Consider the following 16,934-nt stretch of genomic DNA (forward strand, 5'->3'; position numbering starts at 1 on the left):
CCCGCCCACACATCCGAACAACACCGATCCAGACACTACAATGACACCAGACCCCACCCCCTACCACCTCTCGCGTCGCAAGATGCTCGCCGGCATCGGAGCCGTCGGCCTCGCCTCCGCGGGCACCGGCCTCGGAACCTCGGCGTTCTTCTCCGACGAGGAGGAGTTCGTGGACAACACGCTCGTCGCCGGCGAGCTCGATCTGCTCGTCGACTGGCAGCAGACCTACGACTTCGGCCAGGGCCTCCAGTTCGTCAGCGCCCACCCCGACCACGACGGCGACGGCGAACAGTCGATCGACGTCGACGGCCAGGTGTTCAAATACAGCGACTACCCGGACGCCGACGACGAGGACAGCAACGGCGCGAACATCCCCCTACTGAACTGCGACAACATCCCGCCGACCTCGGAGGCCGACTTCGGCGCCGACCCCGTCACGGGCGAGGCGATGGACACCCTGGTGCAGTTCACCGACGTGAAGCCCGGCGACGAGGGCGAGATCACGTTCTCGCTACACCTCTGTGACAACCCCGGCTACCTCTGGATGCAGGCGGACAATGTCTCCGAGTCCGGCGGCGTCGGCACCGAGCCGGAGCTCATCGTCGACCCGGACAACCTCGGCGACCTCGGCGACGCGATCAACGCGCGGCTCTGGTACGACGAGGACTGTGACAACGTGTACGACCCCGCGGCGCCGGTCGACATCGTACTCACGCTCGACTTCTCGGGCTCGATGCTGTACGATCAGTACGGCGGCGTGGTCAACACCGACCCGATCACGATCAACGGGACGACCTACACCGAGACGACGAAGATCGACCTCGTCGAGCTCGGTGCCCGACAGTTCGTCGACTTCCTGCAGAACGCGGGCGCGGACGTCCAAGTGGGCGTCGCGTACTTCGACGGCGAAGGCAGCAACGACACCCAGCCCCGGACCGGGATCCTCCAGCCGCTGACCAGCAATCTCCCGGACGTCGACAGCGCGCTGTCGAACCTCCGGCAGAAGCTGGCGGACGTGGTGACCGGCGGCGAGCCATCCTCGCCCGGCGACGGCGACGGCAACCCCAACCCGTTCTCGAACGCGAACGGCATCGCGACGGGCACCTACATCGGCGAGGGCGTCGACGGCGCACAGACCGAGCTCGCGAACGGCCGGTCCGGCATCGAGAAGCAGAACATCGTCCTCTCGGACGGCGAGTCGTTCAACGGCACCGGCTCCACGACGTTCTCCTCGCCGACCGACGCCGCAGCCAGCGCGCGTGCCGGCCCCGGCGGAGCGATCGCTCCCTCGCCTCCGTCCCCCGAGACCAGCGTCTACACGATCAACGTGGACGGCAGCGCCACCACCCTAGAGGAGATGGCCGGCCCCGCCGGCGGGACGGGCGACGACCCGGTGTTCTTCAACGATCTCGACGACCCGCTGAACATCCCCACGGTGTTCGGCAACCTCGCCGCGCAGGACACGCAGGAGAAGGTGATTATGGAGGACACCCTCGCGAACGTCCTCGCCGAGTTGGCTGACGGGAACGGCATCCCGCTCGACGGCAACCGTGCGACGCTGTACGAGGAGCTCGCGGACCCGGCTACCGACCCGGACCGCGAGGCGTTCCGCGGCGACGGCGTGATGCACTGTATCGCGCTGTCGTGGGAACTGCCCTTCGAGGTCGGCAACGAGATCCAGGGCGACTCCCTGGGCTTCGACCTCGGATTCTACACCGAACAGGAGCGGCACAACGACGGCTCCGGCACGAACACGACGGCCTGACCGGCCAGCGGCCGAGACACCGCCACCCGACCCACACCGGTATCACGGGGGTTCGACTCCCCCGGTGGGTCCTCTCCCGAAGACGGGAGGCCAAGAACGCCTGCACCGACGCAGACGCAAGGACAAACCAATGACAACCCCAACCGACGACCCACTGCCGTACAGCCTCTCCCGCCGCCGCGTTCTCGCGGGACTCGGAGCGGTCGGCCTCGCCTCCGCGGGCGCCGGCCTCGGCACTTCCGCGCTCTTCTCCGACGAGGAAGCGTTCGAGAACAACACGCTCCAGGCCGGGACGCTCGACCTGAAGCTGGATTACAAAGCGACCTACTTCGGCGGCCCAGGACGGCTCGCCGACGTCCGATCGATGGGCTACCCCGACGCCGAAATCGTTGACGACGACGAGGGGCGGTACCTCCTCGGGCAGGCCCCCTCGCCCGCCGATATGCAGGCGTGGGAGGACCTCGTCCAGGGTGAGGAGTTCGACTTCTGCAGCCCTGCGGCCGACGAGTTCCTCGTGAACGGCGACGGAATCCCGATGTTCACCCTCGAGGACGTGAAGCCCGGCGACTCCGGCGAGGTCACGGTGAGCATCCACATCTGTGACAACCCCGGCTACCTCCGGATGATCGGCGACCTCACCGGCAACGCCGAGAACGACCAGAACGAGCCCGAACTCGACGCGGAGGGCGAAGACACCGACGGCATCGGCGAACTCGCCGACGCCATCGAGGTCTGCGTCTGGTACGACGAGGACTGCGACAACGTCTACGAGCCCACCGGCACGGGCCAGCAGAACGAACTGGAAGTCGCCTTGGTCTCCGACGTCTCCGGCTCGATGAGCGGGGCGCCACTCTCGTCGCTGAAGACGGCTGCGAACAGCTTCGTCGGCAACCTCTCCAGCCCCGACGAGGCCGCGGCGATCTCGTTCAACTCCGGCGCGAGCCTAGACCAGGAGCTGACCACGAACTACCAGCTCGTCCAGAACGCCATCAACAACTACAGCGCGAGCGGCTCCACGTCGATCGCCGCCGGAATCAACGGCGGCGCAAACGAGCTCCTCAACGGCACCAACGCCACCGCCGGCGCATCGAAGGTGATGATCCTGCTGAGCGACGGCAACTCCAACGCCTCGGCGGCGACCGCCGCCGCCGACGCCGCGAAGAACGCCGGCATCCGGCTGTTCACGATCGCGCTCGGCAGCGCGAATACGTCACTGCTCGAATCCCTGGCGAGCTCCCCGGACGACGCGTTCGTCGCGCCGAACCCGGCTGATCTGGATACTGTCTACGCGGAGATCGCACAGATCGTCCTCGCGGGCGAACAGAAGATCTTCGAGGGCTCGATGGCCGAGCTCTTCGATTCCTTCCTCGCCGACGGCGCGATCCTCGACGGGAACCGCCAGGAGGAGGGCGTCCAGCCGTACCCCGGCGCGACGACCCAGTGCATCGGCTTCGAGTGGGAACTCCCCGTCGAGGTCGGCAACGAGGTCCAGTCCGACTCCGTGGCCTTCGACTTCGGCTTCGAGGTCGAACAGTCGCGGCATAACGACACGCCGTTCAATAGCACCGCCCCGACCGCGAACAACAGCACGACGACGAGCTGATACGCGTCGACCATTCGGCACTCCCAACCGTGAGATGCCGGTAATCGGCCGCTCCACCCCGGATGGACGGGCGGTACGGACACCGTACCGGTGCGGCATTGAGTTCGTACCTATGCCCCCTGCTGTCGTATCGACCCGAGAACACGGATCGGACGCCCGATCCAACAAACCGACCCGGCGTATCCGGGACCATCCACAATGACACTCACACGTCGGGAACTGTTGACAGGGATCGGTGGCGGAGCGGTCGCTGTGGGGGGCCTTTCCCTCCGCCGTGACCCGCCCCGGTTCTCACAGTACACTTACGCCGCGCCGGAGGACGACACCGACGACACGCGGCTCCGCATCGCATGGTATGAACGCTACAACGGCTCGTTCGTCGGGAACCACGCCGGAACGAACGACAACCTCGACGCCACGCTCGACCCCGACTCGGGGCCGGCATATGTCGACGAGGCGACGTTCGTGACCGACGTCACCGGCCCGGTGGTCTCGGTGGGGAACGTCCTCCCCGGGGACTCCGGGACGCTCGTCGTCGGCCTCGAAGTCGTCGCCGACGACGGCGCCGAACCGCTCGACGTGTGGTTCCGCGCGTCGGTGACCGACGACGGCGAGAACGGCATCAACGGCCCAGAACTGGCCGCCGGCGATTCCACGCCCGACGGCGAGCTCGACGACGCCACCACGATCGAGGTGTGGCGCGACGGCTCGCCGCTCGGCAGCTGCAACGGCCGGAAGGAGCTCGACGAGTCGCTGGAAGCGCCGCTCGTCGCCCCCGCCTCCGTCGCCGACGCGTTCGCGCCGACGGCGGACGCCGGCGACGCCGACGGGCTGCTCGCGCTCGACTGCGTTCAGCCGGGCGCGCTGCGGTGTGTCGCGCTCCGGTGGGCGCTCCCCGCGGACGCCGACAACCGGACGCAAGGCGATTCCGTCGCGTTCGACTTCGCGTTCGCCGGCGGCCCCTGCCGCGGCGACAGTCCCTTCGCGGTCGGGGGGGCAGACCAATGATCAGCCGACGCCGGGTGCTGGCGGCGGTGGCGGCCGGCGGGGCCGGCGCCCTCGTCGGGACCGGCGCCGGAACCCGGGCCACGTTCAGTGACGAGGAACGCTTCGGCGCCTCGCTCACGGCCGGGACGGTCGATCTGACTATCGCGTACGAGATCCTGACCGGCCCCGGCGCCGACGGTCCGGCGAGCAGCGGGACCACCGACGGGCCGCGCGTTCGACTCCCCGTCGGCGCGCTCGGAAACGACGCCACCGCGGGGAGCACGCTGCTCACGTTCTCGCTTCCGCAGCGCCCGGGCACGATCAACAACCCCGCGGCGCTGTGGCTCGCGGCCGACTGCCCGACGCCCGAGGCCACCGGGCTGGCGGAGGCCATCCAGCTACAACTGTCCTACGCCGACTGCGACACGGGAACCCCACTCGACACCGTCGCCGACGGGTCGCTCCGCGAGGTCGCGACCGCACTCGACGCCGGGCTCCGGATCGACGGCGATCCGACCACGTCGGACACCGACTGCCTGACCGATTCCGTCTGCCTGCTCGCGGAGTACGAACTGGGCGGCTACGTCGGGTCGGAGACCGTCGACCTCCCGCTTTGGTCCGCGGCGGTCCAGTGCCGCAACACGACCCCGTCGAACCCCTTCAGCGGTCGGGCGACGGGACCGTGTCCCCCCGGCGAGATCTGTACGTGCTGCCGGACGCTCGGGAAGCTGGAACTGGATCAAAACACCGTCGATCCGGGCACCTACGCCTTCACCGAGGGTAGCAGCGATTACGGCCTGGAGATCTACGACACCGCGACGACGGACGAGGGGACCATCGGGGTCGCGTTCAGGCTCGTCGCCCTCGCCGGCGGCGTCGTCCCGAGCCTCTGTACGGTGGCGGTCAAGGGCGGCCCCGGCTTCGAGCAGTACGACCGCGACAACGGGACGATCGTCGACTCCGCGGACCTCCCCGGCAGCGACGACGACGGGCTGGTCTACGCCCCGGAGGGAACGGGGATCAGCCACGTCACGGTCTGCGTCTGTACCCCCGAGCCCGAAGCCGAGTGTGCCGGGTGTACTGACCCCTCGATTACGAACAGTAACCGTGGCGGTCCCAATGGGTCCGGCGGCAAGGGATCCAACGGTGGCTCTGGCGGCACCGACTCCGATGGTGGCTCGGGCGGCCGTGGCGGCGAGGGCTCCAACGGCGGACCCGACGCCGGACCGTCCGGCCGCGGCGGTCCGCCGGCGGCCTCGCCCGGAGGTGACCAATGACCGGGTTCCCGCGGCCCTCGATGCCGGGCCCCGCCCAGTTGCTCGCGACGATCGTCCTGATCGCGGCGGTCTCGCCGTTCGCGGTCTTCGCGGTCCCCCAGGTCATCGGCGCCGACGAGGGGTTCGTCGTCCTCTCCGGGAGTATGGAGCCGGCGCTGTCGCCCGGCGACGTCGTGATCGTCGACGCGTCCGGGCCCGTGGGGGTTGGTGACGTGATCACCTACGGCCGCCCCGGCGACAGCGTCCCGACGACCCACCGCGTCGTCGGCGTGGTCGACGGCGGATACGAGACGAAGGGCGACGCGAACGAGAACGCCGACGCGGGCCTGGTGGCCCCCGAGGCGATCATCGGACGGGTCGTCCTCACGATCCCGCTCGTCGGCCACGTGATCCTCTGGGCGAACACGCCCGTGGGGTACGTCACGCTGGTCGTCGGCCCGCTGGTGTTGCTCGGCGCGAGCGAACTCCTCGCGTGGGCCCGGCGGGAGCCGGACGGCGGCGGGAAGCCGGCGGCGTCGCCGCCCGAACCCGGCGCGGACGCTCCGGAAAGCCCGGACGCAACAGCCCCCGACGCGACCGCCGACTGGGAGTTCCCGCCGGCCGACGCCAACGCCGACACCGGGTCGGAGCCGGCACCGGCCGGGACGGTCTCCGTCGCCGCGGTCGACCTGAAGCTGACGCTGCTCGCGATGGGGGTGTTACTCGCGTACGCCGGCTGGAACGTCTACCGGGAGTTCTCCCTGACCGCGGCCCCGACCCCGATCTCGGTCGGGGCGTTCACCGCGGGGCTCCTCGGGCTCCTGTTCGCCGGGTGGGTGACGCTCGCCGCGCGGCGGGCGGCCCGCACGGCGCGCTCGGAGTCGGACCCGGCGTCGGAGTTGGCATCGGAACCGACATCGGAGACGGACCCGGCGTCCGCACCCGTCGCTTCGGTCCCCGCGCTGACGGACGGCAGCGGGGACGCGGAGGTCAACGATGAGTGAGACGCTCGCGGTCGTCTGCGCCCTGCTTGTCGTGTTCGCGTCGGCGTCGGCCGGCGCGTCGGTCGCGCTACTGTCCGACGAGGAATCGGTCTCGTTCGGGTTTAGCGCGGACGTTGCGGCCCCCGACGCGGTCGAACTCGGCGACGAAGCGAACGGATCGGCCGACGCGTCGACCTTCGGGCTCGCGAGTACCGACGGCGCGACCGGGACCGCCCCGGCCGCGGCCACCCGGAACGCGACGGCTCCGGACGGCAACGAGTCGTCGGTCCGCGGGACCACGGACGGCAACGGGACCGCCCCCGACGACGGGCCGGCCGGAAACGTCACCGGCGACGATCCCGCCGCGGCCCCGCCCGTCGAGGAACCCGACGGGACCGACACGCCTGCGATTCCGTCCACTCCCGACGGACCGCCGGCGGATGACGGGCCGGCGGACGGGGATGCCCCCGACGACGAGGAGCCCCCGGCCGACGCGCCGGACGGCGACGGCGCCGCCCCCGGCGAGGGGACGGAGCAGCCGTCGGGTGACGACTCGGGCGAGTCGCCGTCCGACGCCGAGCCCGAACAGGGCTCCGACGGCGGTGAGGCGGCCGACGGGACCCCGGACTCCGACGACGGGTCGGGTACAACTGACGCCCCGGACTCCGGCTCCGATGGCGAGCCGGCTGGTGGAGCGGCGTCCGACCCCGATGGGGCGGACGACCCGGACGGCAGTCCGGATTCGGACGCGGACTCGACGTCCGGTGACGAATCCGACGGCACCGGCGACTCCGCCGGCGAAACCGACTCGAACGACGGAGACGACGCCGAAGACAGTGGGCCGGATTCCACGGGTGGCGACTCCGGTCCCGCAGACGACGGGCCGGACTCCGCGAGCGACGAATCCGGTTCCGCGACCGACGGATCGGATTCCACGGATAGCGACTCCGGCCCCGCTGATGGCGGGTCCTCCGACACGACCGACGCCTCCGGAAGCGGCTCCACGACCGACGACTCGCCCGACAAACCGTCGGACCCCGCCCCAGGGACGGCCTGATGGCCCCCCGAAGGGGGCAGGGATCTGCCTGTCTCCCCGGGATGGCCCCCGGCGCGCCGAGGCGGAACGCCATCGTGCTCCTCGGGTACCTCCTCGCGTCCTTCCTGTTGGCCGGCGTGCTCACCAGGTTCGTGTAATCTCGGAGTACCACACGACCCGGTTCGCTGTTCGTTCCGCGTCGCGTATCGAAGTCACCGGCTGCCGGGACTCGAACGTCGGAAGCAGCCGTACAGTCTGTCCCGTAGGACCGCCTGTGTATCACCGTCACCAGTACCCCTGAAACGATACGTCACTGCTGTAACCCCGGGTGGAGTCGGCTTCCGACAGTCGAAGTCGACCCCTACCGCATCCGCCGTCTCCGTTAGCCGGGAGAGACCTCAGCGTCCGGTCCACCAGTGCCCGTGGAGCGGGTCGCGTTCCTGCCGTTCGTATATGTCGGGATACTCCACCAACCGGACGAGGGACAACATCGCACAACTCGAGCAGTTCGTCTGCTACGGATTATTGTAGTCAATTACCGGTCATCCCGACACCGTCTCCGGCGATGACCGGTAATTCGTTACAATAATTCGTATGAGGCCCCCACGAGTAACGTCGTGGGGTCGGGACTCCGGTCCCAGCCGCACACTGATTCCTCCGAGAAGGTGTAACCATCTTGCACGGCCGCCGAAGTTGTAATACCCGACGACGCGGAACACCGACAGTACGATGACTGTCACCGTCCCCACGCATTCCCGGGTCGACGCCGTCAAACGGGACGGATCAGCAGCCGTCGATCCGAGGCAGCGGGGACCACACCCCCGCTATCTCGGTGTTCTGATGATTCTTCCCGGCAGCAAGCCGAAGAAGCCGACTCCGAACGCCGTCACCGGACGTCCCGACGATCGATCGGGGAGTTTACACGCAGTTCTGGGGCGGAGAGTGCTCGGATCGGCCACAGTCGACATCCGCCGGATCGTCGCGGAGCGTCCCCGACCGTGGTTGGCACCAACCGCTGGTCCCGCGGCCACGACGGCTACCGGACTGTCGGCGATCGAAACGGAAACACGTATCTCGTTGACGTGGCGACGTGGTCACACCTACGGCCCCACGAGTCACCGACGATGTGTGTGACGAGACGAACCGTTTTGCAGCAGCTCGCGGAGTTGACCGACGCGCAGCGCCGGGAGACGACGACCGTCGACGCGCTCGTATCGGCGCTTGACGCTGACGAACAGACGCTCACAGAACATATCGACGCGCTGGTGGCGTGTGAACTTGCACACGTCGACGCCGACGGCGGCGTCAGAGCCACCATCACTGGCGAGGAACTTCTCGCGCTCGACACCGACGAGGTGATAATTGTCGATCCCGCGGGCCGAAGCGGCGATGCGGACGCGTGACCGGATCGGATTTATATCCTGTCAGCGTGAGTGGGTCTCGTATGGAGTGGGTGCACTAATGGCCGACACGGGGAGCGATGCGGCATCCGAGGAGTCCGACGGGGTACAGTACGACCCGGAAACGACCCGGTACGATATCTTCGAGTGTCCCGACTGCGACAACGTCGTTCTCGCGGTTGGCAGCGACGAGCCACCGATGTCGTGTCACAACCAGCAGATGCAACGGATTCAGGACACCGATATGTCGGTCAAGACACCGGACGTCAAACAGGTGTTGCTTGAAGCCTTCGGGCTCCCGAAGGCGGGACTGGACATCTGTCTGTGCGTGATCGGCGAGGGCCCGCTGTCGGCGAACGAGGTGGCCGACACGCTGGGGTACGACCGGAGCACGGTCACCCGGTACCTCAACAAACTGGTCGAACTCGGCCTCCTCCGCCGGTCGGAACTCAACCGAGAGGGCGGCGGCGTCGTCAACGTCTATCACTCGGTCGACCTCGAACGGATGCGACGGGAGACGTTGATCGGCTTCTACGTCTGGGCCGGCGAAGCGGCCTCGCTCATCGAGGAGGCCAACGTTACCAAACAGGAGTACCTCGACGAGAACCCCGATAGGGACCTCCCGGAGGTGTTCTGGGACTCGTTTCCCGATAGCGACGGCTGACTCCGTCACGCCAGGACGCGCCGCGCTCCCCGCCGGCGCGCACGGGTGTGCACCGCCACTGACCCGCCGCGGGAGGTTCTTGGGTTCGGGTGACCTCCAAGAGGTATGGGAGAGGTCGACACCGTTGCGGGTCGTGACGGGCCGGCGGACGTCATCGCCGGATGCTCGTCGCCAGACTTCGGGTCGTGCACGCGATCCCACTGGTCGTGAACGGGCGGCTCCGGTCGGTCGGTGACGTCGTGGGGCGCCTCCGGAGCGCCGCTGCCGGGCTGTTGACCCAAGAGTTCACCTACTCTACGGGCCACCTCGCGACCATCCTCCAGGGGTGTCTGTTCGCGCCATCGGTCCTCACCTTCTGGTTCGTCAACGGGCTCGTCGACTTCTCGACTGCGGTCGCGATCGGCGCAGTAGCGACGCCCGCAGGGCTCCAGGTTCGCGTGGTGGCGTACGTCCTCCTGGTGCCGACGTTCCTACTCGCGCGAGCGGCCGTCCATCTCGTGCACCCGGTCCACCGAAAGCAGGTGCTTTCGGGATCGTGTCCGAACACGCGGCTTCTGAGCTTGGACTGGATCAGTATGGGAATCCTTGCGACGGGGCTGCCCTTGGCGCTACGGAACCTCGGTCCGTGGCTCGGAATGAACACGATCTTCGTTGCCGGGGTGTTCCTCCTGCCACGGGTCCTTCCGAAGCGCCAGACGGGTACGCTGAAACTCGCCGCAATCGTGCTCGGGGTCGTCACCTTTGTGTACGCGACATACGGCGACACGGTGGCGACGCTGCCCGATCCGGCGACGACGCTCGGCCCCGTGGCGACGCTCACACTGGACGATACCGTGGTCGAGCGGCTGTTCCGGACGGCCAACAGCGTCACCATCGGGCCGCCGCTCGTCGCCACCGTCGGCGTCGGGCTGAACCGGGTTCTCACCCGGCCCGAACTGACCGACATCCCGCTCGTCCGTTACTCCCTGCCGAAACGGGATCGTGACCTCGTGGTCGCGGCCAACGCCGCCTTCGGAACCGCGTTCTACTTGTTTGTGGTTGCCGTCTCGACCCGAGACGTCATCCTGTTCCCGTAGCTCATCCGGTTCACGCCTCCGGATCTAATCCGAATCGGCTACGCGGTGGCGTGGTGCCTGACGGATACGGGATGATCGACGCCGCGGAAGCGGCACTCGCCCTCTCGGGGAAATCCGGGGCGCGGAACGTCGACTTCGGCGACGTCCTGAACTGCGAGAAGCTTCGCCCCCGGATGTGGTTCGTCGAACCGGGCCACGAGCGGAAACGGTACCGCTCCCACGAGACGCGGGAGGAGTTCTACTACGTGCTTTCGGGGCCCGACCGGATGCGGATCGCCGGCGGGAACCACACCGTCCCCGAGGGGACTGCAATCCGGATCGATCCGGGGACGAAGCGAAAGACGTTCACCGACATCGACCGCGAGCACGTCCGGCTCGTCGTCGACGCGCCGGCGGTCGATGACCCCGGGATCGTCCACGACGAGGCGTGATCCCGCCGGACCCGACCCGGCTACCACGAGGTTAGCGACCGCCTTGTGCCCTCCACACCGTCGGTCGACGGGCTTCGAGTGGAACCCCGAAAACGACGGGTGTCGGTCGTGATCGCGCTCGCGGGGGTGTACCCCGGGAATGAAACTGCTCGCGGGATGGTTTCGGCAGGGTCGGAGGTTCGCGGTCGGCGCGCTGACGGTCGGGTCGGCGCTCCCACACCTGCTGTGTGCGATCGGCGCCGTCGGTGCCGGGATTGCCGCATCGGTTCGGGCACGACGATCACGAGCGTGCGTACGGCGTCAGCGGCGTCGCCTGCCGCTTTGCGGGGCTTCCGTTCGGCTCCCCGGTCTTCCTTCTGGTCCCGTTGTACTGATCCGGGGAGCCGCGATCGTCGCCGACTCGGCGCAGTTCTCCGCGGCGGTCTCTGAACTGGCCGAGGAGTCGTACGTCGGCACCCCTCCAGACCGCCGCTGCTTTCTTCTCACCACGATCTCCGTCCAGTTGGTGCCGATCGTCGTCGACGCGGTCGGGTAGCGGTGGGCGTTCGCTCCACTGGCGGTCGGAATCGCCCCGATGGTTCGGCTCCGCGGACTCCCGGTGGCGTCGAAGCCGGCCGGCGGTCGGAAATGACCCCGGCCCACACGCCCCCCACGGTTTGATTGTTCGGCGTGCTCTACCACTCCCAATGGTCGAACCTACAACCGAATTTCCCGTCCCCAGTGACAAGGACGCCATCACGAGCACGCCGGCCGGACAGAGCCAGCACGTCCTCGTGACGGCGAACCGGTACGCCGACAACCCCCGCACGCCGCATCAGGGTGCACTCATCGAGGAAACCTCGGCGTTCCGGTCCGACGTCGAGCTGTTCTACGACCTCCACACGCTGGTGTGGGACGCCGACCTCGGGGAGACACACGACGTCCGCAACGACGCGGTCGCGAGCGACCTCGGGTGGGCCTCCCCGACGGTTCCGGAGCTGCATCTTCACAACGAGTTCCGGTTCGGCGACGGGTCCACGGGGCGGCTGGACCAGCGTCTCGTCCCGAGTTCGAACCAGTGTTCGCTGCTCGTCCGGAACCGTGCGGAGTTCGATGCCGAACACGAGCGGACGCTTTTCACCGTGTTCAACCTCGGGATCAAGGGACACGACCACGAGGACCCCCACGCGGTGCAGGCGGCGCACGTCCGCCACGAGCCCGACTGCGACGTGCTGACCGCGACCGACGGCCACCGCCACGTCGCGTTCGCCCAGGCCGCCGACGGATCCCGCCGGTTCGACGGCCACCGAGTCGGCACCGCGGGGCGGGCCTCCGGCCCGGGGCGGAGCGCGTGGGCGGACATCTACGAGGAAAACGACGGGTGGATCGACGACGCCGAAAACGGGACCGGGAACCTCGACGCCGGCTTCGGGCTGTACGCCGACCGCGGGGAGTCCCTCGAGTGGCTCACCGCGGTCGGCTTCGCGGCCGGAAGCGAGGCGAACGCGATCGCTCACGCCCGCGACGCGCTCGATGCCGGCTACGAGGCCGAGCTGGCGTCCTTCGAGCGGGCGTGGCGGGAGTGGCACGAGGGTGTGACGAACGCCCCGACCGGCGGGGCGGGGGTCGACGACCTCTACGAGCGGTCGCTCACGAGTCTGAAGTGCGCGGAAGATCACTGCCGGGCGATGATCGCCGGCGCGTTCAAGCCGACCGATATGACCTACAAGTTCATCTGGCCGCGGGACCAGGTCATCATTGTCCAAGCGCTCGCGGCCGCCGGTGCGACCGCGGAGGCGCGGCAGGCGCTTTCGTGGCTCGATCGCGTTCAGATCACCGACGACGGGACCGTCGACGACCGCGGCATCGACCGCGCTGGGACGTGGTGGCAGAACTACTACACCACCGGCGAGCCGCACTGGCGCGCGCTCCAGTTGGATCAGGTCGGCGGGCCGATCTACGCCCATTGGCTCCTCTGGCGGGAGACGGGTGACGACGACCTGCTCGACGCCCACTACCCGATGAGCCGCCGGGCCGCGGCGTTCCTCCTGGGGTGGGACAACGGCTACGGCTTCCCGCGGAAACACCAGGACCCCTGGGAGGAGGTGTGGGGTCACTCGACGGAGGGCAGTGCCGCCGCCATCGCGGGGCTGCGGTGTATGGCCGAGATGGCGGACGCGACGGGGGAGACGGAGTTCGCGGCCGAGTGTCGCGATCGTGCCGCCGTCTGGGCGGACAGCTTCGACACCTACTGCTTCCGGGAGGGGACCCCGTACGGCGATCACTACGTGACCGCGGCGGAGCCCGAAGGTGGCAATCCCGCGCCGGACCGCCGCCCCGACGCCGCGGCGTTTATGACCTACTGGCCGTGGAACGTCGTCGAGGCTGACGACCCGGGCCTGGTCTCGACCGTCGAACTCGCCGACGATCCGGCGTGGCGGGCCGAGGACACCCCGTGTGTCGGGCGGTATCCCGAGGACAGGTACACGCCGAGCGGCGGCGTCGAGGACGGCGGGTGGCCGCTGTGCGAGGGGTACGCCGACGTCGTCCGGTGGCAGTCCGGCGTGGATCCCGACGCCATCGAGGAGTACGTCACCGACCACGCCGCCGAGTGGACGACGTCGGCGGGGCTGCTCCCCGAGCGGGTCGACGGCGACGGGACCGTCGCCTGGAACTCGAACCTCCAGTGGAGCCAAGCAGTGTACGTGCTGTTGGTCGAGAGCTACCTCCGGGGGGAGCCCTACGGACTCGCACCGGGCGAGTGACCACTACACCAGGAGTTCGCTCGCCACCACGACCCCGAACACCACGCCGAGAGCGGGGTCCGTGATCTCGCTGGGGACGTACCTTCCGACCGTGCCGCCGATCAGGACGCCCGGCATCGACCACGCGACGACGTACCACACCGGGGTCGCGGCGAGGGCGTGGATGGCCGCGCCGGCGACGGCGGCGACCGCGAGAACGACCACGCTCGTCGCGACCGCGACCCGCGGCGGGCGCCGGCACCGGACGGTCAGTTGGGGGTCGTGACCTCCGGGGTCCCGTCGCTGATGAGCCCGGTAATGGACCCGCCGACCGTCGCCAGCCCGACGCCCGGCGGCCGCCAACAGGTGTCGTAGGTGACCGTCTCGCCGTGGGCACTCTCGACGGTGGTCGTCCCGCGGCCGGTGTTCTTCTGTTTGCGGTACTCGCCCTTCGGCTCTCCTGGCTCGTAGTAGACCGGAAACCCGCCGAGCACCAGGAGGCCGGCGTCGAAGAGGAGTTTCAGTAGCGTCGTCGGGACGGAGTGGGCGGCGATCGCGCCGAGTATGACCTCCGGCACCGCGCCCGCGAGGAGCCACTTCGCCGTCCGGTCTCGACGACGCGCTGGCGGACGTGGTTGAGGAGTGCGTTTCCCATCCGGAACACCTCGGTGAAGGGGCCCGCCCCGATGGCCTGCGACGGCGTGATCCCCGCAACCAACACGGAGAACGGACCGAAGAACAGCGCGCCGGAGACGCCGGAGGCCAGCGCAACCAGCGAAAACAGGATCGACGCGGGGAACCCCCGACAGTGGACGAGGAACTCCGCGATGGGGAATCCGGCGGGGAGCGGAAGCGGCTGCAACACGGCGAATGCGGTGCCGAGCCCCGCCGCGGCGCCCATCACCGGGACGGCGAGGCTCACTCCGTTCACGTGTGATCAGCCGAGGATGCCCGCACCCAGGAACGCACCCAACACGACGCCGTAAACGACGTGGACCGTTCCGAACATCAGCATCATCCCCTTGTCAGGCTCCATCCCGATGACTACCCGCATCCAGAACATCGTCCCGCCGATCATCAGCAGGATGCCGTAGACGAGGCCGAACCCAACCGCGAGCCCGATGGAGCCGAGCGACAACCCGAGAGCCGGGACGCCGACCGCGAAGACCCCGCCCGCCACGATACCGTAGATCAGGTGGAGTATCGTCCCGGGAATCGCGTAGTCGGCGGGATCGCCGCCAGCGAACTTCGCGACGAGCGCGGCCGTCGGCGGCGGACCGCCGTCGCCCGTCACCATCATCACGGCTGTCATCACGATCGTCGCCACGAGACCTCCTGCCAGGCCGGCGGTAACTGATGCCATATCCGTTCGAAGCGACGGGAGAGTGGCATTAAGACGCGGCGCGGTCGGTAAATCGGCCTATACAGCCGGCAAACCCAATTATAGCCCACTCTTCTACGACGCTCGCGACCGTTCCGCGCCGACACACGCGGGCCGCAGCTATTTATCCTCACGCGCCGTCGCCGGGGCTATGAGCGACGACGAAGAACACCACGAGTACGAAGTTGTAGTCGTCGGCGGGGGTCCCGCCGGGATGACCGCGGCGCTGTACAGCACCCGACTCGGCCACGACACCGCGGTCGTCAACCGTGGCGGCGGCCGGGCGGCGATGATGCAGGAGGTCCACAACCTCCTCGGCGTCACGGAGGAGACCAGCGGCGGGGAGTTCCTCAAGATCGGGCAAGAACAGCTCGAAGGCTACGGCTGCGACATCCACCGCGATATGGTCACCACCTGCTCGCGAGCGGACGACCGGATCCACCTCTCCGGGAACGGCGGGAGCTACGCCGCCGACCGGGTCGTGCTGGCGACGGGGTTCAACGACGTGCGCCCGGACCCGCCGCTACCGCGCACCGGACGGGGACTCCACTACTGCCTCCACTGCGACGCGTACATGTTCGTCGACGAGTCGGTGTACGTGATGGGCCATGCCGAAAGCGCCGCCCACGTCGCGGCGCTGATGCTGAACTTCACCGACGAGGTTGACCTCCTTACCCGCGGGGCGGATCCCGAGTGGAGCGCAGAGACCGACCGGATGCTCGACACTCACCCGATCGACGTGATCCACGCGGACGTCACCGGCGTCCGGAACGGCGAGGACGGGTGGCTGAAAGCCCTGGAGTTCGAGGACGGGACAGTCCGGGAGTACAAGGGCGGGTTCGCGATGTACGGCGCGGAGTACAACAACGGCCTCGCCCGCGAACTCGGGTGTGATATCAACGAGGACGGCTCCGTCGATGTCGACGACCACGGGCGAACCTCCGTCGACGACGTCTACGCCGTCGGCGACTGCACGCCCGGCCACAACCAGGTCCCGGTGGCGCTCGGCCAGGGCGCGAAGGCCGGCATCGACGTCCACTTCCAGCTTCGGGACTTCCCGCGGGACCCCGACGCGATCGAGGAGCAGGGCCCAGTCCGGTCGGAGGCGGTGCCGGGGATCCCCGACGCGCTGCTGGAACAGGCGGTCGACTTCCACACCTACGGAGAGTGACGCGCTCCGGGAGGACCCGCGCGAGGGTCTTCGGGGTTACCCGCGGTACGAGCAGTGGAACCCGGCGACCTGTTGGTAGAACGCCGGCAGGACCTCGGTTCGGAGGTCGGCCTCGGGGCGCCCGGCGAACTCCTCGCAGGTGCGTTCCCGGGCATCGTCGATCGCCGCGGCGACGTGATCTGGCACTCTCCCCGCGTCGTCCACCCGATCCAGGTACGTCCGGACGAACGCGGTCTCGATCGCCGCGAAGAACTCGGCGCCCGGCTCGAACTCGCGGTACCCCGCGTCGAGCAGCCGGTAGTACGTCGCCGTAATCAGGTCGGCACCGTCGTCGACGCCGTGGTCGCTGAACGACGTCGTGGTCGTGCAGTCGGCCGTCTGTCGGTCGGACAGTGGATCACTCATACATCGAAGTTCGGGAGGTTACTGTAAGTAACCACTCTGTGTGTGCGTCCCCG

The 16,934-nt window shown here is 68.7% G+C and carries 18 protein-coding genes; 13 read left to right on the forward strand and 5 right to left on the reverse strand.

The window, feature by feature from the left end:
- The first annotated feature begins 40 nt into the window (after positions 1-40).
- From H5V44_RS15255 to H5V44_RS15310, 12 genes are all read left to right on the forward strand, one after another.
- On the forward strand, positions 41-1,765 hold the full coding sequence (locus tag H5V44_RS15255; RefSeq protein ID WP_246404019.1) for a SipW-dependent-type signal peptide-containing protein: 1,725 nt from the start codon (positions 41-43) through the stop codon (positions 1,763-1,765).
- A 130-nt stretch (positions 1,766-1,895) separates the two neighbouring features.
- Positions 1,896-3,368, forward strand: a complete 1,473-nt coding sequence (locus tag H5V44_RS15260; RefSeq protein WP_185193999.1) for a vWA domain-containing protein — start codon at positions 1,896-1,898, stop codon at positions 3,366-3,368.
- Between the two features lie 198 nt (positions 3,369-3,566).
- Positions 3,567-4,376 carry a hypothetical protein gene (locus H5V44_RS15265; RefSeq protein ID WP_185194000.1) on the forward strand — a complete coding sequence of 270 codons (810 nt, stop codon included), beginning with the start codon at positions 3,567-3,569 and terminating at the stop codon, positions 4,374-4,376.
- Complete coding sequence (locus H5V44_RS15270) at positions 4,373-5,632, forward strand: hypothetical protein (RefSeq protein WP_185194001.1); 1,260 nt, start codon at positions 4,373-4,375, stop codon at positions 5,630-5,632. Before H5V44_RS15265 ends, H5V44_RS15270 begins: the two co-directional genes overlap by 4 nt.
- Positions 5,629-6,615 carry a signal peptidase I gene (locus tag H5V44_RS15275; protein WP_185194002.1) on the forward strand — a complete coding sequence of 329 codons (987 nt, stop codon included), beginning with the start codon at positions 5,629-5,631 and terminating at the stop codon, positions 6,613-6,615. Before H5V44_RS15270 ends, H5V44_RS15275 begins: the two co-directional genes overlap by 4 nt.
- Positions 6,608-7,651: a hypothetical protein gene (locus tag H5V44_RS15280; RefSeq protein WP_185194003.1), complete on the forward strand. Its 1,044-nt coding sequence runs from the start codon at positions 6,608-6,610 to the stop codon at positions 7,649-7,651. Before H5V44_RS15275 ends, H5V44_RS15280 begins: the two co-directional genes overlap by 8 nt.
- A 1,109-nt stretch (positions 7,652-8,760) precedes the next feature.
- Positions 8,761-9,033 carry a hypothetical protein gene (locus H5V44_RS15285; RefSeq protein WP_185194004.1) on the forward strand — a complete coding sequence of 91 codons (273 nt, stop codon included), beginning with the start codon at positions 8,761-8,763 and terminating at the stop codon, positions 9,031-9,033.
- A gap of 58 nt (positions 9,034-9,091) precedes the next feature.
- Complete coding sequence (locus tag H5V44_RS15290; protein WP_185194005.1) at positions 9,092-9,694, forward strand: helix-turn-helix domain-containing protein; 603 nt, start codon at positions 9,092-9,094, stop codon at positions 9,692-9,694.
- Positions 9,695-9,855: 161 nt separating this feature from the next.
- Positions 9,856-10,770 (forward strand): hypothetical protein, encoded by a 915-nt coding sequence (locus tag H5V44_RS15295; RefSeq protein WP_246404020.1) that lies wholly within the window; start codon positions 9,856-9,858, stop codon positions 10,768-10,770.
- Positions 10,771-10,823: 53 nt separating this feature from the next.
- Positions 10,824-11,201: a cupin domain-containing protein gene (locus tag H5V44_RS15300; RefSeq protein WP_185194006.1), complete on the forward strand. Its 378-nt coding sequence runs from the start codon at positions 10,824-10,826 to the stop codon at positions 11,199-11,201.
- A gap of 139 nt (positions 11,202-11,340) precedes the next feature.
- Positions 11,341-11,736 (forward strand): hypothetical protein, encoded by a 396-nt coding sequence (locus H5V44_RS15305; RefSeq protein WP_221625765.1) that lies wholly within the window; start codon positions 11,341-11,343, stop codon positions 11,734-11,736.
- A gap of 151 nt (positions 11,737-11,887) precedes the next feature.
- Positions 11,888-13,945 carry a glycoside hydrolase family 15 protein gene (locus H5V44_RS15310; RefSeq protein WP_185194007.1) on the forward strand — a complete coding sequence of 686 codons (2,058 nt, stop codon included), beginning with the start codon at positions 11,888-11,890 and terminating at the stop codon, positions 13,943-13,945.
- Between the two features lie 3 nt (positions 13,946-13,948).
- Here H5V44_RS15310 and H5V44_RS17645 read toward each other — a convergent pair whose 3' ends face one another.
- Genes H5V44_RS17645 through H5V44_RS15320 form a run of 4 tightly spaced genes read right to left on the reverse strand, consistent with a single transcriptional unit; the run spans position 13,949 to position 15,287 of the window.
- Complete coding sequence (locus tag H5V44_RS17645) at positions 13,949-14,149, reverse strand: hypothetical protein (protein WP_246404027.1); 201 nt, start codon at positions 14,147-14,149, stop codon at positions 13,949-13,951.
- A gap of 44 nt (positions 14,150-14,193) precedes the next feature.
- Positions 14,194-14,502 (reverse strand): hypothetical protein, encoded by a 309-nt coding sequence (locus H5V44_RS17650; RefSeq protein WP_246404029.1) that lies wholly within the window; start codon positions 14,500-14,502, stop codon positions 14,194-14,196.
- The gene (locus H5V44_RS17655) at positions 14,445-14,855 is read right to left on the reverse strand and encodes a hypothetical protein (protein ID WP_246404031.1); all 411 of its coding nucleotides are present in this window, start codon (positions 14,853-14,855) and stop codon (positions 14,445-14,447) included. The genes H5V44_RS17650 and H5V44_RS17655 overlap by 58 nt, the downstream gene beginning before the upstream one ends.
- A 6-nt stretch (positions 14,856-14,861) precedes the next feature.
- Positions 14,862-15,287, reverse strand: a complete 426-nt coding sequence (locus H5V44_RS15320; RefSeq protein ID WP_246404033.1) for a hypothetical protein — start codon at positions 15,285-15,287, stop codon at positions 14,862-14,864.
- Positions 15,288-15,456: 169 nt separating this feature from the next.
- On the opposite strand from H5V44_RS15320, the gene H5V44_RS15325 reads away from it, so the two are divergent.
- Complete coding sequence (locus H5V44_RS15325) at positions 15,457-16,476, forward strand: NAD(P)/FAD-dependent oxidoreductase (protein WP_185194008.1); 1,020 nt, start codon at positions 15,457-15,459, stop codon at positions 16,474-16,476.
- 36 nt (positions 16,477-16,512) lie between these two features.
- Here H5V44_RS15325 and H5V44_RS15330 read toward each other — a convergent pair whose 3' ends face one another.
- Entirely contained in the window at positions 16,513-16,881 is a 369-nt protein-coding gene (locus tag H5V44_RS15330; RefSeq protein ID WP_185194009.1) for a hypothetical protein, read from the reverse strand.
- Positions 16,882-16,934: the final 53 nt, after the last annotated feature.

It is taken from the genome of Halobellus ruber, assembly GCF_014212355.1.
In the GTDB taxonomy this organism is placed as follows: Archaea; Halobacteriota; Halobacteria; order Halobacteriales; family Haloferacaceae; genus Haloquadratum; species Haloquadratum rubrum.

What these genes read in the sequence shown, in the direction of transcription:
- H5V44_RS15255 (WP_246404019.1), top strand. Translation starts at nt 41, where the DNA reads ATGACACCAGACCCCACCCCCTACCACCTCTCGCGTCGCAAGATGCTC.
- H5V44_RS15260 (WP_185193999.1), top strand. Translation starts at nt 1,896, where the DNA reads ATGACAACCCCAACCGACGACCCACTGCCGTACAGCCTCTCCCGCCGC.
- H5V44_RS15265 (WP_185194000.1), top strand. Translation starts at nt 3,567, where the DNA reads ATGACACTCACACGTCGGGAACTGTTGACAGGGATCGGTGGCGGAGCG.
- H5V44_RS15270 (WP_185194001.1), top strand. Translation starts at nt 4,373, where the DNA reads ATGATCAGCCGACGCCGGGTGCTGGCGGCGGTGGCGGCCGGCGGGGCC.
- H5V44_RS15275 (WP_185194002.1), top strand. Translation starts at nt 5,629, where the DNA reads ATGACCGGGTTCCCGCGGCCCTCGATGCCGGGCCCCGCCCAGTTGCTC.
- H5V44_RS15280 (WP_185194003.1), top strand. Translation starts at nt 6,608, where the DNA reads ATGAGTGAGACGCTCGCGGTCGTCTGCGCCCTGCTTGTCGTGTTCGCG.
- H5V44_RS15290 (WP_185194005.1), top strand. Translation starts at nt 9,092, where the DNA reads ATGGCCGACACGGGGAGCGATGCGGCATCCGAGGAGTCCGACGGGGTA.
- H5V44_RS15295 (WP_246404020.1), top strand. Translation starts at nt 9,856, where the DNA reads ATGCTCGTCGCCAGACTTCGGGTCGTGCACGCGATCCCACTGGTCGTG.
- H5V44_RS15305 (WP_221625765.1), top strand. Translation starts at nt 11,341, where the DNA reads ATGAAACTGCTCGCGGGATGGTTTCGGCAGGGTCGGAGGTTCGCGGTC.
- H5V44_RS15310 (WP_185194007.1), top strand. Translation starts at nt 11,888, where the DNA reads ATGGTCGAACCTACAACCGAATTTCCCGTCCCCAGTGACAAGGACGCC.
- H5V44_RS15320 (WP_246404033.1), bottom strand. Translation starts at nt 15,287, where the DNA reads ATGGCATCAGTTACCGCCGGCCTGGCAGGAGGTCTCGTGGCGACGATC.
- H5V44_RS15325 (WP_185194008.1), top strand. Translation starts at nt 15,457, where the DNA reads ATGAGCGACGACGAAGAACACCACGAGTACGAAGTTGTAGTCGTCGGC.
- H5V44_RS15330 (WP_185194009.1), bottom strand. Translation starts at nt 16,881, where the DNA reads ATGAGTGATCCACTGTCCGACCGACAGACGGCCGACTGCACGACCACG.